Source organism: Rhodococcus sp. 06-156-4, assembly GCF_002259345.1.
GTDB lineage: Bacteria > Actinomycetota > Actinomycetes > Mycobacteriales > Mycobacteriaceae > Rhodococcoides > Rhodococcoides fascians_E.
Genome location: NZ_NPGB01000018.1, coordinates 1 through 15,766 on the forward strand (window position 1 = coordinate 1; position 15,766 = coordinate 15,766).

Genomic DNA, 15,766 nt, shown 5'->3' on the forward strand with positions numbered 1-15,766 from the left:
GCTCGACAATCTGTCGGTCACGGGGAACACGTTGGTCGAGCAGCGTCCGGCGGTGGATACGTTGATCTCGTCGTTGACGGCGACGAGTGCGTCGACGGCAGATTTTCTGCAGGCCAACGCGGACAATCTGATTCGGATCTCGGCGGATTCGCGGGAGGCGCTGGAGTTGTTGGCGCAGTATTCACCGTCGTTCGGGTGCACGTTCGCCAATTTCGTGCCGGTGGTGCAACGCGCGCAGGACGTCATCGGCGTCGGCGACGAGTACCGCGGCATCAACGTGGACATGCCACTCATCAATCCACGTGGACGGTACCTGCCTAATCAGGACGAGCCGCGCTTCTTCGACGACCGTGGACCGACATGCCACGCTCCGGCGGACGCTGCTGCCGGTGAGTTCTTCCCGCAGTACCCGGGCGGATCGGTCAACGACGGTTCCTACCAGGTGCCGTCGAGGAACCCCGGACCGCAGGATGTTCCGGAACTGCCTGCGCCGCAGTACTCGCCGCTGCCGGGCATCGTCGAGCAGACGCCGGTGTCCTACGCGGGCTCGGATTTCGAACGTGACACGCTCGCCGTGATCTACGGCGGGGCAACGGGAACCGCTCCGCAGGACGTTCCTTCCTGGGTCACATCCGCGACAGCGCCCGCACTCCGAGGTGCCGAGGTCCGGATGACGGCAACCGGAAACTCACCGCGGTGACACCTCACCCCGCTCGGTGGGGTCGGGTCCGGCCGAGGACTTCCACGCGCGCGAACTGCTGGCGTCGACCATCGGCACGACCCGCGTCGTGATCGCCGAGTTGTACATGTCGGCAGCCTGACGCGGATTGGCGTGGCCGGTACCCGGCATGCGGACCACGCGAAGGTTTCCGTCGGGCCCTCCCGATCGCTCGAACAGAATGCGTTGGGAATAGTCGACGTCGACCACGGTGTCCGCAGCCCCGTCCCGCGGACGCAAGAACACGATCGCCGGAGCGGTCTTGCCGTCGACTTCGTCCGACAACGCGTCGAGGTTGTCCAGAGCACCGGAGGCGACAATTGTCTTGAACTGCGATTCGATGAAACCGTTGCTGGCCGCCGACGGATTCAACACCTTGTCGCGCATCACTTCGTCGAACGCCGAAGCAGCCTCCTCCCACTCGATATGCGGGAGCCACGACGACTGCGTGTCCACGAACCTGTCCTGTCGCGCAGCCATCTCGACGATCGTCCGTAGCGATCGGCTCTCACGCGCCCCCGGCAACCATCCGATCCACCGCAGCAAGTCCTCGCCCGCGTCTCGACTGGCCTCTCGGACAGCGTGCAGGTCGACCGGTGTGCAATCGAGCACGACACCCCCCACGGTCTTGTCGGAGTCCTCGTACAGATGCTGCGCAGCCTCGAGTGCGACGACTCCACCCATGCTGTGTCCGACGAGAACGATGTTGCTCACTCCTACAGCAGTTGCGCGTCTGTCGATGAGGTCGCTGATCACCCGCGTGTCGAGGCCACGATTGTCGTACCGAACGGACCAGACCCGGCCGAGGTCCGCCAACGCAGGCAGAGTCGCCGCCGTGGGCGCCGCATCGAGATTACCCAAGCCGACCAGGTCCACGACAGCCGTCGTGGCGTCCGCGGGATCACGTGGCCCGTAGATCTCGTCGATGCTCGGGCGGGTGTCGGCGAGGCGCCGTTGCTCCGGCGCGACATCGACACGCCAGTACACACCGAACAGGACGAGCAATGGAATCGACGCGAGCGACACGCGAAGCAGGCACCGACGCGTTCTCCCCAGTACTCGCCAATCGCGTCCCCATCGAGTCTCGATCAACCGCGCCTTCCGGCGCTCGTCGTCCCAGTCCACGGGAAGAATCTCCGGTTCGTTTCTCGACCGACGCCCCCACGTCGAGTCCTGATCAGATACATCGTCCACCGTACGCGCCGATGTCCCGACCGCACCCGGACCAAGAACGCGGTCGACTCGATATCCGGTGCGCTGCAGAGTGATTCGGCTGTCCACGCGGTGTGCTGCTACGACGGAATCCTAGCGAGGCAGGAACGGATCCCTTGCAGGGTCGACCCCGACGGGCGCTCGATGAACGAACCATTCGGTACCGAGCGCTTCCCGACGAGTCGCAACGTCCATGTTCGCGAACTGCGACGCACCACCACCGCGTTCGATCTCGGAACGGTGTTGGCTGAACGCCGACCACTTGGTGTCGAACCAGGCACTGACGTCGATCGCCAGGTCGACGTCACTGTCGGCAATGCCGGGGACTCCTGGTCCGGGGGCCGGGGCCGCCGTCCCGAACAGGGTCTGCCACTTCGACTCGATGGCGGTTCGAGGAAAAGTCGCGAAGCACAGATGGGCCGGACGCCACGGCTCGCCGGCCTCGGGAAACAGCTGCTCGTAACCGGACGCTTCGAACGCAGCCAGTGTCACCCTGTGCGCGTGAACATGATCCGGATGTCCGTAAGACCCGAATCCGTCGTAGGTGACCACGATGTCGGGCCGAAACGATCGTATGTGCGCAACGAGTTTGCCGACCGCCTCGTCGAACGGCGCAGCACAGAAGAGGACACCGCCTGACAGGGCGTTGTCGGTGTAGCCGAGCAGGCGAGGTTCACCAGCACCCAGAACCTCGAGAGAACGGCGCAGTTCCTCGACACGTTCCTCGCCGTCACGCCACGTACACGTCACCACGGCTGTGCGTGCACCCGCCGCAGCGCTTCGCGCCAGAATCCCGCCGGTGAACAGTGCCTCGTCGTCGGGATGAGCGTGAACGCACAGGACACTGGGAACGCTGGGCACACCCAAGAATATCCCCACCCGTCCGGTGCGCGTCCCCGACCGAGAATGTCGGCCGACAGATCACAACACCGCGAACCGCCGCTTGTGCACGGTCCAGTCCGCAGGGCATTCCGCATGCGTCGATGCGCACGTTCGCACACGAGAAACGCCAGCACACAGGTGGGACAGCACGCCTACGCCCGTCATATAGTGAACGAATGGCATTCCAGATACTTCTGTCGAAGGCACTGACCACCGTCGTCACGGGAGCAGTCGGCGTCGCGGCGTACAACGGCGCAAGAACCCTGATCGCGAAAGCACCCATCAGGGGAGCGGCTGTGACCGCAACCGAGTGGGGCCTTCGCGGTGTGCGCAAGGCCGAGGAGGGTGCCGAATCGGCACGTCTGCAGGTATCGGACGTCGTCGCCGAGGCCAAGGAACGACTCGGGGAAGAAGTTCCGCCGCCCGCTGTCGGCGAGACCGGTCACGGACACAGCCACTGACCGTGGCGACCGAATCCGACGTCATCGACTTCGCCCCGAACCGGGCGGGCAACGGCACATCGGCAGCAACGTCGTCGGCTGACATTCGTGTGCTGTCCGACGCGGCAGGACGAATAAGATTCGACGTTCCCTGGCTCCGTTCGAGCCCGGGCCGGGCAGTGGCAATCGAGAACGCCCTCGACAAAGTGGTCGGTGTCCGTGCAGCGCATGCGTATCCGCGTACCGGCTCCGTCGTGGTGTGGGTGTCTCGTACTCGGGTCGACCGCGATGCCGTTATCGCCGCGGTCCAGGAGGGCAAGTCGACGGCTCGGTCCGCCGTGCCGGACCGCACTCCACGGTCCGCCGACATCGCCAGCGCCGAAGTTCTCCGCATGGCCGTCGGCGGCGCCGCGCTGGTTCTGCTGGGCATCCGTCGCTACGGACTCGGACGTCCGCCGATTCTGGGTCCCACCAGTCGGCTCGTGGCCACGGGAGCCACCGTCTTCACCGGATACCCGTTCCTGAAGGGTGCCCTCCGGTCGATCACGGGGAACAAGGGCGCAGGCACCGACGCTCTGGTGTCGGCCGCGACCGTAGCCAGCTTGGTTCTGCGCGAGAACGTCGTCGCACTGACCGTCCTCTGGTTGCTCAACATCGGTGAGTATCTGCAGGAGTTGACCCTTCGGCGGACCCGACGCGCCATTGCCGACCTCCTCGGCGGGACTCAGGACACCGCATGGATACGGTTGGCCGACGGCAGTGAGATCTCCGTCGACACCGAGTCCTTGACCGTCGGCGACGAGGTCGTCGTGTACGACCACGTTGCATCCCCGGTCGACGGCATCGTCGTCGACGGTGAATCCATCGTCGATCAATCGGCCATCACCGGAGAAACGCTGCCCGTGTCCGTCGTTCCGGGCGCACGTATTCACGCCGGGTCGGTCGTGGTACGCGGACGCCTCGTCGTACGCGCCACTGCCGTCGGCAAGGACACCGCAATCGGCCGCATCATCTCGCGGGTGGAAGAAGCTCAGGAAGATCGAGCACCGATTCAAACCGTCGGCGAGAACTTCTCGCGGCGCTTCGTGCCGACGTCCTTCCTGCTCTCGGCTCTCACACTGATCGTCACACGGGATGTGCGGCGCGCCATGACAATGCTGCTCGTTGCGTGTCCCTGTGCAGTCGGTCTGTCCACACCCACCGCTATCAGTGCGGCCATCGGAAACGGTGCCCGCCGCGGCATCCTCATCAAGGGCGGGTCGCACCTCGAACTTGCCGGCCGCGTCGATGCTGTCGTGTTCGACAAGACCGGCACGCTCACAGTCGGCCGACCGGTGGTGACCAATGTAGTTGCCTTCGCCGACGATTGGCTCCCGGAACAGGTCCTGGCGTACGCCGCGAGCTCCGAGATCCACTCACGACATCCTCTGGCCGAAGCCGTCATTCGCTCCACCGAAGAGCGTCACATCGAAATTCCTCCACACGAAGAATGCGAGGTGCTCGTCGGACTGGGAATGAGGACATGGGCCGACGGACGGACCTTGCTTCTCGGAAGTCCGTCCCTGCTCAGGAGCGAGAACGTCGAGGTGTCCGAAGACGCCGCATCGTGGGTGAAGAAACTGCAGCGCCAAGCCGAAACGCCGCTTCTGCTTGCGGTCGACGGCACCCTCGTCGGGCTCATCAGTCTGCGCGACGAAGTCCGCCCCGAAGCGCTGAACGTGCTGGCTCGGCTGCGTGCAGACGGCGTCGAACGCATCATCATGCTGACCGGCGACCACCAGGACACCGCGGCTGCAGTCGCTGCGGAACTCGGTATCACCGAGTGGCGAGCAGAGGTCATGCCGGAGGACAAACTGACGGTCGTTCACGATCTTCAGCAGCAAGGTCACATCGTGGCAATGGTGGGAGACGGGACCAACGATGCGCCTGCACTGGCGGCCGCCGACATCGGCATCGCGATGGGTCTCGCCGGAACCGACGTTGCCGTGGAAACCGCCGATGTTGCACTGGCCAGCGACGATCTGAATCGCCTCCTGGACGTTCGTGACCTCGGTGGACACGCAGTCGACGTGATCCAGCAGAACTACGGCATGTCCATCGCGGTGAACGCGGTCGGATTGCTCGTCAGTGCTGCCGGCGGATTGTCGCCGGTCCTGGCTGCGATACTGCACAACGCATCGTCCGTCGCCGTCGTGGCCAACAGCTCCAGGCTGATCACCTACCGAATGGATCCACCGGGTCGACGGGCCGGGTAGCGCGCCCGGCCACCTGAACCTCACCGGCTGCCCGAACTGAGACCATCAGGGTGTCCGACCCTCGCGCAGCGTGCGTTGTGCGAGGGTGCGGAGCGCCCCGGTGATCGACGAATCACCCAGACGGCACGTCGTGTCGTCCACCGACACAGTCCATTCGAACGCGTCCCGACGCCTCGACGCGCTCCCGGATCGGTCTTCGGTGGACGTGAGCATCGGCCGTGCCTGTTCGACGAGTTCCTGCCACTCGCGCACCGATGCGTCGTCGTCCAGCACATCGGTGTCGATCTGTGCTCGGCGAGTGAGGCCGGCCACGCCACCTACACGAACGACTTCGATGAACATGCCACCGTCCTCACGTCTCAGACTCGACGCGTGGACGACTCCGCCGGTTCCTGCGCGTCCACGACCACTCCCACGGTAGCCCAACCTGCGGCAACGGCCCGGTGAACATCTGACTCGGCGCCGTAACGCGTGACTGCCGCAGACACCGTGGCTGCTGCGAAACCTTCGAAATCGACGGTCGACGGCAACGACGAATCGGTGGCGACGTCGAACCACACCTGCCCCGCCCTGTCCCACGCCGGTCCGCCGAGCGCCCTGGCTGCAGACGCGAATGCGCGGTTGGGGATGGATGAGTTGATGTGGACACCTCCGTTGTCCGCCGTGGTCTCGACGTACCCGTCCATGTCCTTCGGTTGAGGGTCTCGCCCGAGGATGTCGTCGTCGTAGGCCGTGCCAGGGTCGATCATCGACCGAAGCGCCCGTCCCTCGACCGCAGGGAGAAACAGACCCTCTCCCACGAGCCACGATGCAGTCTTCGCGTCCTGCTTCGACGAATACTGTTCCACGAGAACGCCGAACACGTCCGACAGAGACTCGTTGAGCGCGCCCGCTTGGCCGAAGTACTCGAGCGCGGAAGTGTACTGAGTGAAACCGTGCGTCAGTTCATGGGCGATGACGCTGAGCGAGGCAGTGAACCGGCCGAACACTTCACCGTCCCCGTCTCCGAACACCATTCGCTCGCCATCCCAGAACGCGTTGTCGTAGTCGCGGTCGAAATGCACGGTGGCGGAGAGGGGGAGGCCCTTTCCGTCGAGACTCTCGTAGCCGTACACCTCCCGAAAGAAGGCGAACGTGGTGCCGAGGCCGTCGTAGGCCTCGTCGACCGAGACGTCCCCGGAGGCGGGCTCACCCTCGGACCTGACGATGCGGCCGGGTAGCGCGTCACGGTTCTGCGCATCGTGGATCGACCGAACCGGACCCTCGGCAGCTGCGGCCGAGGAGGCGCGAACGGTGGACCGCAGGGGAGAACGTCCACGCGCGAGCTGACGGTCGATGGCGAGGGTGCGTGCCGCGCTCGACGACGCATGGTCTGCCACCACTCCCTGGCCGCGGCCGGACGACGCGCTCTCCGCGATCCGCTCCAGCAGGAACGGAGGTACGACCGTTCGCAGCTGCGAGGACGGGAAAGTGCCTGAGCCGGAGACGTTTCGGTTGAAGGGTGAACCGGAACCGGATTCCGAGGACGAGTTGGATTCGATTGCCACACGAGCACCTTCCAGTCGAGTTCCGTAGACACTAGACGACGGCTACGACATCGTGTGGTCGCGCGATCCGACGGTCGGGTTAGAGTCGAGGCCGACATCGAAGTGATCGCCGACACAGGTGAGCATCCAGGACTCGGGGGCAACAGTGGTGAACGGAACCGCCAAATCGACACGCACCGCCGATGCGATAGTCGTCGGGGGTGGACTGGCGGGCCTTGTTGCCGCAGCCGAATTGGTCGACAAGGGAAAACGGGTGATCCTGGTCGATCAGGAAAACGAAGCCAACCTGGGTGGGCAGGCATTCTGGTCGTTCGGCGGCCTCTTCTTCGTCGACAGCCCCGAGCAGCGGAGACTGGGAATCAAGGACTCCTACGACCTCGCTCTCCAGGACTGGATGGGTACTGCGGGTTTCGACAGAGAAGAGGATCTGTGGCCGCGACGGTGGGCGCAGGCGTACGTGGAGTTCGCCGCGGGCGAGAAGCGTAGCTGGCTACGACAGCGAGGGCTGAAGATATTCCCTCTCGTCGGCTGGGCCGAACGAGGTGGTTACGGGCCGGACGGTCACGGCAACTCCGTGCCGAGATTCCACATCACCTGGGGGACCGGTCCCGCTCTCGTCGACATGTTCGCCGCCACGGTGCGCGACGGCGCCGACCGCGGGTTGGTCGACTTCGCGTTCCGTCACCGCGTCGACGAGATTCTCGTGAGCGACGGTGTGGCGACCGGAGTCCGAGGATCGGTGTTGGAGCCGTCGGACGTCGCTCGAGGCGTTCCGTCGTCCCGCCTCGCCGTCGGCGAGTTCGAGTTCACTGCCGGGGCAGTCGTCGTGACGTCGGGCGGAATCGGCGCGAACTGGGATCTAATCAAGAAGAACTGGCCCGCACGCCTCGGCACACCCCCGCAGCACATGCTGACGGGCGTTCCCGCGCACGTGGACGGTCGGATGCTCGAGATCAGCCGTCGAGCGGGAGCCAGCCTCATCAACTCCGACCGGATGTGGCACTACACCGAAGGCATCACCAACTACGACTCGGTGTGGCCGAACCACGGAATCAGGATTCTGCCCGGGCCGTCGTCGCTGTGGCTCGACGCGACCGGCAAGCAGCTCCCCGCGCCGCTCTTTCCCGGGTTCGACACGCTCGGCACCCTCGAACACATCGTCCGTACCGGATACGACTACTCGTGGTTCGTGCTCGATCAGAAGATCATCGAGAAGGAGTTCGGGCTTTCGGGCCAGGAGCAGAATCCCGACCTGACGGGCCGCAGCGTGCGCAAGCTGCTCGAGCGCATTCGGCCCGGTGCGCCCGGTCCCGTGGAAGCGTTCAAGCGTCGAGGAGAGGACTTCGTGGTCGCGGACTCGGTGCGTGAGCTGGTCGCGGGCATGAACAAGATCGGATCGGTCGATCTGGACGCCGACGCCGTCGAGGCCACACTGATCGCCCGAGACAGAGAAATGGTCAACGGGTTCAGCAAGGACCTGTCGGTGTCGGTCATTCATGCCGCACGCAAGTACAAGGGCGACAGAGTCGCCCGCATAGCCAGCCCGCACCGACTCCTCGATCCGGCGTCGGGCCCGTTGATCGCGGTCAAGCTGCACCTGCTCACGAGGAAAACCCTCGGTGGACTCGAAACCGACCTCGATTCACGGGTGTTGCGCACCGACGGAACGCCGTTCGACGGATTGTTCGCGGCCGGCGAGGTCGCCGGCTTCGGCGGCGGCGGAGTGCACGGCTACCGGTCGCTGGAAGGCACGTTCCTCGGCGGCTGCATCTTCTCGGGCCGTGCGGCCGGACGCGCCGCTGCACGATGACGCCGACCGTCCGCCCGCCCCGCGGCAGGACTGGAAGAACGGAGTTTCCGGCATCGAGTCCGGCGGTAGGGTAGTCACACTGGACAGCGGACGCGGTGGCAGCGGATCACCGTGGACAACAGCAGCGACGTCAGGAGAATCGATGCCGGATTTCAACGATCAGGTCGTTGCGGAGTTCCGTGCCAACCACGGTAAGGTCGGCGGCCCCTTCGAGGGGGCGCCGCTGCTGTTGTTGCACACCGTCGGCGCGAAATCCGGTGCGGACAGGCTCAGCCCGCTCATGTACCTTCCCGACGGTGATCGGTACGTCATCTTCGCTTCGAAGGCAGGGGCGGACACCAACCCGGCGTGGTACCACAACCTTCTCGCCAACCCCGCCGCACGAATCGAAGTGGGAGACGACACGATCGACGTCGTCGCCCGGGAGATCGAAGGCGACGAACGAGACGCCCTCTACCGGAAGCAGGCGGAGCTGTACTCGGGATTCGCCGACTACGAGAAGAAGACCACGCGCGTCATACCGGTGGTTGCGCTTTCGGCATCGTGATCGCACGTTCACCTGCACACGCGGTCGACAGCGGGAACGGAAGTAACCGGTGAGCACCGACAACGAGGGCGGAGTCCTGAGCGACCGCGTGCTCACGCTCCCCAACGCCCTGAGCGTGATCCGGCTGTTGCTGATTCCGCTGTTCCTTTATCTTCTGTTGGGTCCGCAATCCGACGGATGGGCTCTCGCCGTGCTGTTGGCCAGCGGTGCCACCGACTGGCTCGACGGCAAACTAGCCCGTGTTCTGGACCAATCGTCACGGCTCGGCGCGATGCTCGACCCGCTCGTCGACCGTCTCTCGGTCGTCACGGCCCTGGCTGCCTTCGTCGTGCGCGGGATCATTCCGTGGTGGGTCGCGGTGATCCTCGTCGGCCGGGATCTTGTGCTCGCGGGCACCATGTTCATCTATCGCCGGCGAGGTCTGCCGCCACCCGAGGTGATCTATCTGGGCAAAGCCGCCACCTTCGTCATCATGATCACGCTTCCGGTGCTGCTCGCGTCGACGGGTGAGTCCCCAGTCGCGGATCTGCTGTGGCCCGTCGGCACGGCGTTGCTCGTCTGGGGGACCGCGCTGTACGTGTGGACCGGCGGTCTGTACCTGTACAAAGCATCCTTGGTCGCACGGCACACCGCACCGCCCTCGCGTGAGGAAACACGAAGTGCGTGAACCGGTTTCTCGAAACCCAGTTCCGTCGCTGCTTCGCTCGTTGATGTCCGAGCATCTCGACCCCGGCTACGCCGCAGCATCGGCGTCCAGGCGGGGGACGCCACGCGGCGGCAAGGACATCGCGATGCTGGTGCTCGGCGCCGTGCTGGTCGGGTGCGTGTTCGGCATCGCACTGTCCCAGGTCTTCGACACCTCGGGTGGCGAGTCCCGGCAGGACACCCTTCACCGCGTCCGAGACGCAGAATCGCGAGCCGCAGAACTCGATTCGACACGACAGGACCTCAGCGCTCAGGTCGACCGCGCGCGCGACGACGCACTCAGGAACGACGATCGCGGCACAGCACTTCTCACGGATCTGCGCGCGCTCGAAGTAGCCGCAGGCGCCGACAGTGCGACCGGACCGGGAATCGTGGTGACCGTAGCCGAGCCGCCCGCACCGTCGGACTTGTCCGACGTGTCGGTTCCTGTCCGAGGCTCATCTGATTCGGCCGTGCTGGACCGAGACCTCCAGACAGTGGTGAATTCGCTGTGGGTCAGCGGCGCCGAGGCGATCGCGGTCGACGACGTCAGGGTCGGTCCGGGAGTCACGATCCGCCAAGCCGGAGGCGCAATGCTCGTGGACAACCGGCCGGTGTTCTCTCCCTACACCGTGACCGCGATCGGATCGCCGACGCGCCTGGAAGCGCAGTTCTCGGTCAGTGACGCTTACCTGCGCATGGCAGGGCTTGCGCAGCTCTATCGAATCGGCTTCGCGACGGAGGCCTCGGACTCTCTGAGCGTGCCACCCGCGGCCGTACGCGCAGTCACCACAGCAGGACAGGACGAAGGACGTTGAGCGAACACCAGCATCACGCGGCGGCCGACCGTACGGTCGACGGGAACGATCGGAGACCGTCGGGCCGAGGATCCGGACTTCTCGTGTTGGCGGGCGTCGCGATGATCGTGGGCATCGTCATCGGATCGGTATCCGGACCGGAGGTCCCCGTCGGCGTCGCACCCTACCTTCCGATCGCGGTCGTTGCGGCACTCGATGCGGTGTTCGGCGGTGTACGTGCGTTTCTCGACGGCATCTTCGACGCCAAGGTCTTCGTCGTGTCCTTCGTGTTCAACGTCCTCGTCGCGGGACTGATCGTCTGGCTCGGTGACCAGTTGGGCGTGGGCACTCAACTGTCGACTGCCATCGTCGTCGTCCTGGGCATCAGGATCTTCGGCAACGCCGCAGCTCTCCGTCGACGACTGTTCGGTGCGTGAGCGAGCGAATGAACACACGGTCCGCACAGCCTTCCGACGGCCGGCACAGATTCCGACGGAAGGGCTCGTCCCGCGCGTTCGGCGCCCTCGCTGTTCTGTTGATGGCTGTTCTGGGATTCGGCATCGTGGTGCAGGTCAGGGAAACAGGCAGCGGTGATGCACTCGATGCTGCCCGACCGGCGGACCTCCTGGTCGTCCTCGACAACGTCGGGAGGCGAGAGGCCGCGCTGCGCAGCGAGATCGCCGAGTTGCAGACCACTCTGTCTGCGCTTCGGCAGTCAGACGGTGGATCGGGCGCTGCCCTCGCCGAGGCGCAGGACCGGCTTGCGTCGTTGTCCATTCAGGTCGGCACCGTTGCCGCCGCCGGGCCGGGCGTCACCGTCACCGTGACAGATCCGGACAAGGGGGTCGGATCCGACGTCCTGCTCGACGCGCTGCAGGAACTGCGGGCCGCGGGAGCGGAAGCCGTGCAGCTCTCCGGTGGCGGACAGCCGCCCATCCGCATCGGAGTCGACTCGTGGATCGCAGGAAAGCCGGGTGATGTGATCGTCGACGGCCGACCCACGTCCGCGCCGTTCGTGTTCTCCGCCATCGGCGACCCGGCGACACTGGCCGCAGCGCTCGACATTCCCGGTGGCGTCGTGGACACGGTGTCTCGCTTCGGCGGACAGTGCGGCATAGCTCAGTCTCAGCAGGTGACTGTCTCCGCCTTGCGGGATCTGCGGTCACCTCAATACTCTCAGCCCGGAAACCAGCCGGGAAACTAGTGTGGACGTCGGTGCACGAGCACCTGCCCTCCTCGAAAGGACAGCCGAACAGTGACCGACACCGAGCCCTCGGGCGACTTGCACTACACCCCCGAACACGAATGGGTTCAGCGGATCAGCCCCACCGCCGTACGGATCGGAATCACCGATTACGCGCAGGAACAGCTCGGTGACGTGGTGTTCGTTCAGCTGCCGTCGATCGGGGACGAGGTGACGGCCGGAACGTCGCTCGGAGAGGTCGAATCGACCAAGAGTGTGTCCGACGTGTTCTCGCCCCTCACCGCGAAAGTCATTGCCGTGAACGCAGATCTGGACACGTCCCCGGAGAAGGTGAATTCGGGTCCGTACTCGGACGGGTGGCTCGTGGAGCTCGAGACGGAGACATCGGAGGCTTTGGACGCGTCGCTGTCTCAGATGCTCGATGCCGCCGGATATGCTGGAATTACGGCTGAGTAACCGCACGCGAACGCAGCGTGAGCAACCGTATGCACCCGCACGGGCGGGCAAGGTACGGTTTGTGTAGCTGCACGCGTGGTTGCCGTGGCGAGTCCGCTGCGCCGTGGGGGCCTGTAGACCCTTCCGGGGCAACCGTGGGTTGCCAATCGGGTGAGGCGACGTAGGTCCGCAAGAAGTACAGAACGTGCAAGTTGGTTACTGCGTAACTCGGGTGCAATCGACCCGGGCGATCGGACTGAGAAGGAGAAACGGTGAGCGAGAACGACAACGACGGCATCTACGGAGAGTCGCCGGCGGAAACCACTTCGGTTTTTCGTGCAGACTTCCTCCAGGAGCTGGACAACTCGGCGACCAGCCAGAGCTCCGAGGCTCCGGTGTCGGGCGTGGAAGGCTTGCCGGTCGGTTCGGCTCTTCTCGTCGTCAAGCGTGGACCCAATGCCGGGTCGAGGTTCCTGCTCGATCAGCCGACGACGTCGGCCGGACGCCACCCCGACAGCGACATCTTCCTCGACGACGTCACCGTGTCTCGTCGCCACGCCGAGTTCCGCCAGGAAGAGGACTCCTTCCAGGTCGTCGACGTCGGCAGCCTGAACGGCACCTACGTCAACCGCGAGCCTGTCGATTCGGCAGTCCTCGCCAACGGTGACGAGGTCCAGATCGGCAAGTTCCGTCTCGTGTTCCTCACCGGCCCACGTGCGGGTGCCGATGCACCTGCAGGCGATTCGTCGGCAGGTGCAGGCAGCCAGTGACCGCCGTCGGGCAGCAGTCTCCCGGGGGGATGTCGATAGGCTCCGTCCTGGATCGACTTCGGCCCGACTTCCCCGATGTCACGATCTCCAAGATCAGGTTTCTCGAGGCCGAGGGCCTGATTTCTCCGGAGCGCACGCCATCGGGATACCGGCGCTTCTCTGTTGCGGACTGCGAGCGTCTTCGGTACGTACTCACCGCACAACGAGATCAGTACCTGCCGCTCAAGGTGATCAAGGAGCAGCTGGAGGCGATCGACAGCGGAGTGGCACGCGTCGAGAGCGCTGAGCCCGCACCGCGCAAGCCGCGAACCCTGTCGATCGCTCCGGGCGAAGTGTCTCCCGAGGAGTTCCTCGTCGACCGGGAAGTACGTGTGTCCAAGGTGGACCTGCTCGAGCGGGCGGGAATCGACGACACTTTTCTGACGGAGTTACTGCGCGCAGGGCTCGTGGTTCCCGGCCAGGCCGGGTTCTACGACGAGGGCGCCGTGATTCTGGCTCGAACAGCACACGCGATGTCGCGCTTCGGCCTGGAGGTGCGGCATCTGCGTGCGTTCAAGCTGGCAGCCGACCGCGAGGCGGGACTGGTTGCTCAGATCGCAGGTCCCGTCGCCAAGGGGCGGGATGCCGGTGCACGTGATCGCGCGGAAGAAATGATCCGCGAATTGGCTGCGCTGTCGTTGACTCTGCACACCTGCCTGGTCAAAGCAGCGGTGCGCGGCGCGCTGGACAAATGACCTGACGCAGAACCGTTGGTGGCGCCGCATGGTCATCGATTCCAATAGAATCGGCTGTAGTCGGGTCGAGACACAGCCGGGGCCGAATCTTCAAGCGCATGTGGGAGGCAATCGCCATGAGTGAAATGCGTGTAGTCGGTATTCGCGTGGAGCAGCCGCAGAACCAACCTGTGCTTCTGCTCCGTGAGTCCGACGGTGAGCGTTACCTGCCCATCTGGATCGGGCAGACCGAGGCCGCGGCGATCGCGCTGGAACAGCAGGGGGTTCAGCCTGCTCGTCCATTGACGCACGATCTGATCAAGGAGCTGATCGGTGCCCTGGGGCATCGCCTGAAGGAAGTGCGAATCGTCGATCTGCAAGAGGGGACCTTCTACGCGGATCTCGTGTTCGACAAGGACATCCGTGTGTCGGCACGTCCGTCGGATTCGGTCGCGATCGCCCTCCGAGTCGGCGTGCCGATCATCGCCGAGGAACCGGTTCTGGCGGAAGCCGGTCTGCTCATGCCGGACGAGCGCGAGGACGAGGTGGAGAAGTTCAAGGAATTCCTCGAGTCCGTCTCGCCCGACGACTTCAAAGCTACGGACGGCTGACAGCCTCGACTTGATAACGGAAGAGTCTCAACCTCAACTTTAGGTTCAGGTTCACGGCGCGTTGCGTTGACCTTGCCTCGGCGGACCCATAGCGTTCCCGTCGTGAGGTAAGCAGTCCTCGATCGTGTGTCGCTCGTCCCTACCTGGGCGTAGTCTGGCTTACGAACGCGGAGTGGAACTTCACGCGAGAACACCGCCGGGACCCGTCCCGGTCGGCCTGGGCCAACCGGGACGTACGCAGTGTCGAGACATCCGAAGAGGGAGCAGTCAGTGGGAGATCAGCCGCAGGATCGCCTCGTGCGAGATCAGCCGCAGGATCGTCAGGTGTCGGAGTCCGCTGTGTCGGAAACGGTTGCGCCGCAGGTCCCCGCCACCCCCGACGGGTCCGTGAACACCACCCCTTCCGAACCGACTCGACCGGAGCCGTCAAGCGCGCCCGCCCGCGAGTTCCAACCAGGGCTGTTTCCGGACGATTCGGTACCGGACGAGCTGGTCGGATACCGAGTGCCGAGCGCATGCCAGATAGCGGGCATCACCTACCGCCAACTGGATTACTGGGCACGCACCGGATTGGTCGTACCCTCGATCCGGAGTGCTGCGGGATCGGGCAGCCAACGCCTGTACTCCTTCAAGGACATGCTGGTCCTGAAGATCGTCAAGCGCCTGCTCGACACCGGAATTTCTCTTCAGAACATCCGAGTCGCGGTCGACCACCTGCGTCAACGCGGTGTGGGCGACCTGGCCAACATCACCCTGTTCTCCGACGGCACCACCGTCTACGAATGCACGTCCGCCGAAGAGGTCGTCGACCTCCTACAAGGCGGTCAGGGAGTATTCGGCATCGCAGTCAACGGCGCGATGCGTGAACTGACCGGCCTGATAGCCGACTTCCCTGCAGAACGAGCCGACGGCGGCGAATCCGAGCCCAGTCCCGAAGACGAATTGGCGTCACGCCGCAAGAGTCGCGCAAATCGAAAGACCGGCTAGGATCGAGACCGTCGCGCTCGCGCGGGAGAGTTCCGGGGCAGCCAGTTCCGGACGCCGAAGGAGCAATACCTCCCCGTCAATCTCTCAGGCACACGGACCGTGTGAGCTTGGACGTCTCTGGAAAGTGGTGGGATCACCCACCCGCCCAAGGGGA

General features: G+C 64.9%; 18 protein-coding genes and 1 riboswitch. Of the genes, 14 read left to right on the plus strand and 4 right to left on the minus strand.

The features are described from left to right. A partial coding sequence (locus CH290_RS10890; protein WP_170947651.1) for an MCE family protein occupies window positions 1-700 on the plus strand: 700 nt, incomplete at its 5' end. Here the strand turns inward: CH290_RS10890 and CH290_RS10895 are convergent. Together CH290_RS10895 and CH290_RS10900 are read right to left on the minus strand one after the other, a co-directional pair. After that, window positions 689-1,843: a lipase family alpha/beta hydrolase gene (locus CH290_RS10895; protein ID WP_019667973.1), complete on the minus strand. Its 1,155-nt coding sequence runs from the start codon at window positions 1,841-1,843 to the stop codon at window positions 689-691. The genes CH290_RS10890 and CH290_RS10895 overlap by 12 nt on opposite strands. A 180-nt stretch (window positions 1,844-2,023) precedes the next feature. Further along, a complete protein-coding gene (locus CH290_RS10900) occupies window positions 2,024-2,791 on the minus strand; it encodes a PIG-L family deacetylase (protein ID WP_033190244.1) in 768 nt (255 codons plus the stop codon). 197 nt (window positions 2,792-2,988) lie between these two features. Between CH290_RS10900 and CH290_RS10905 the strand changes: the two genes are divergently transcribed. Together CH290_RS10905 and CH290_RS10910 are read left to right on the plus strand one after the other, a co-directional pair. Then, a complete protein-coding gene (locus tag CH290_RS10905) occupies window positions 2,989-3,273 on the plus strand; it encodes a DUF1490 family protein (RefSeq protein ID WP_019667971.1) in 285 nt (94 codons plus the stop codon). 2 nt (window positions 3,274-3,275) lie between these two features. Then, window positions 3,276-5,507 (plus strand): heavy metal translocating P-type ATPase, encoded by a 2,232-nt coding sequence (locus CH290_RS10910; protein WP_033190245.1) that lies wholly within the window; start codon window positions 3,276-3,278, stop codon window positions 5,505-5,507. A 45-nt stretch (window positions 5,508-5,552) separates the two neighbouring features. Here the strand turns inward: CH290_RS10910 and CH290_RS10915 are convergent, their stop codons facing one another. Both CH290_RS10915 and CH290_RS10920 read right to left on the minus strand, forming a co-directional pair. After that, complete coding sequence (locus CH290_RS10915; RefSeq protein WP_019667969.1) at window positions 5,553-5,849, minus strand: protealysin inhibitor emfourin; 297 nt, start codon at window positions 5,847-5,849, stop codon at window positions 5,553-5,555. 17 nt (window positions 5,850-5,866) lie between these two features. Beyond that, window positions 5,867-7,054 (minus strand): M4 family metallopeptidase, encoded by a 1,188-nt coding sequence (locus CH290_RS10920; RefSeq protein WP_033190246.1) that lies wholly within the window; start codon window positions 7,052-7,054, stop codon window positions 5,867-5,869. A gap of 148 nt (window positions 7,055-7,202) precedes the next feature. On the opposite strand from CH290_RS10920, the gene CH290_RS10925 reads away from it, so the two are divergent. The 11 genes from CH290_RS10925 (at window position 7,203) to CH290_RS10975 (ending at window position 15,612) form a co-directional block, all read left to right on the plus strand. Continuing rightward, on the plus strand, window positions 7,203-8,864 hold the full coding sequence (locus CH290_RS10925; RefSeq protein WP_033190251.1) for an FAD-binding dehydrogenase: 1,662 nt from the start codon (window positions 7,203-7,205) through the stop codon (window positions 8,862-8,864). A gap of 142 nt (window positions 8,865-9,006) precedes the next feature. Beyond that, window positions 9,007-9,411, plus strand: coding sequence for a nitroreductase family deazaflavin-dependent oxidoreductase (locus CH290_RS10930; RefSeq protein ID WP_019667966.1), 405 nt, complete (start codon window positions 9,007-9,009; stop codon window positions 9,409-9,411). Window positions 9,412-9,460: 49 nt separating this feature from the next. Next, complete coding sequence (locus tag CH290_RS10935; protein WP_019667965.1) at window positions 9,461-10,078, plus strand: CDP-alcohol phosphatidyltransferase family protein; 618 nt, start codon at window positions 9,461-9,463, stop codon at window positions 10,076-10,078. Window positions 10,079-10,121: 43 nt separating this feature from the next. Further along, window positions 10,122-10,913 (plus strand): DUF881 domain-containing protein, encoded by a 792-nt coding sequence (locus CH290_RS10940; protein ID WP_019667964.1) that lies wholly within the window; start codon window positions 10,122-10,124, stop codon window positions 10,911-10,913. 101 nt (window positions 10,914-11,014) lie between these two features. Further along, window positions 11,015-11,329 carry a small basic family protein gene (locus CH290_RS10945; RefSeq protein ID WP_094653437.1) on the plus strand — a complete coding sequence of 105 codons (315 nt, stop codon included), beginning with the start codon at window positions 11,015-11,017 and terminating at the stop codon, window positions 11,327-11,329. 8 nt (window positions 11,330-11,337) lie between these two features. After that, window positions 11,338-12,096: a DUF881 domain-containing protein gene (locus tag CH290_RS10950; protein WP_371828309.1), complete on the plus strand. Its 759-nt coding sequence runs from the start codon at window positions 11,338-11,340 to the stop codon at window positions 12,094-12,096. Window positions 12,097-12,147: 51 nt separating this feature from the next. After that, window positions 12,148-12,552, plus strand: a complete 405-nt coding sequence (gene gcvH / locus CH290_RS10955; RefSeq protein WP_019667961.1) for a glycine cleavage system protein GcvH — start codon at window positions 12,148-12,150, stop codon at window positions 12,550-12,552. A 251-nt stretch (window positions 12,553-12,803) separates the two neighbouring features. Further along, entirely contained in the window at window positions 12,804-13,301 is a 498-nt protein-coding gene (gene garA, locus CH290_RS10960; RefSeq protein WP_019667960.1) for a glycogen accumulation regulator GarA, read from the plus strand. Then, window positions 13,298-14,035, plus strand: a complete 738-nt coding sequence (ftsR, locus tag CH290_RS10965; RefSeq protein ID WP_019667959.1) for a transcriptional regulator FtsR — start codon at window positions 13,298-13,300, stop codon at window positions 14,033-14,035. Before garA ends, ftsR begins: the two co-directional genes overlap by 4 nt. A 116-nt stretch (window positions 14,036-14,151) precedes the next feature. Next, entirely contained in the window at window positions 14,152-14,625 is a 474-nt protein-coding gene (locus CH290_RS10970; RefSeq protein WP_026348282.1) for a bifunctional nuclease family protein, read from the plus strand. A gap of 297 nt (window positions 14,626-14,922) precedes the next feature. Continuing rightward, window positions 14,923-15,612, plus strand: a complete 690-nt coding sequence (locus tag CH290_RS10975) for a MerR family transcriptional regulator (RefSeq protein ID WP_371828596.1) — start codon at window positions 14,923-14,925, stop codon at window positions 15,610-15,612. Window positions 15,613-15,624: 12 nt separating this feature from the next. Next, window positions 15,625-15,722: riboswitch (glycine riboswitch) on the plus strand. Window positions 15,723-15,766 lie beyond the last annotated feature (44 nt).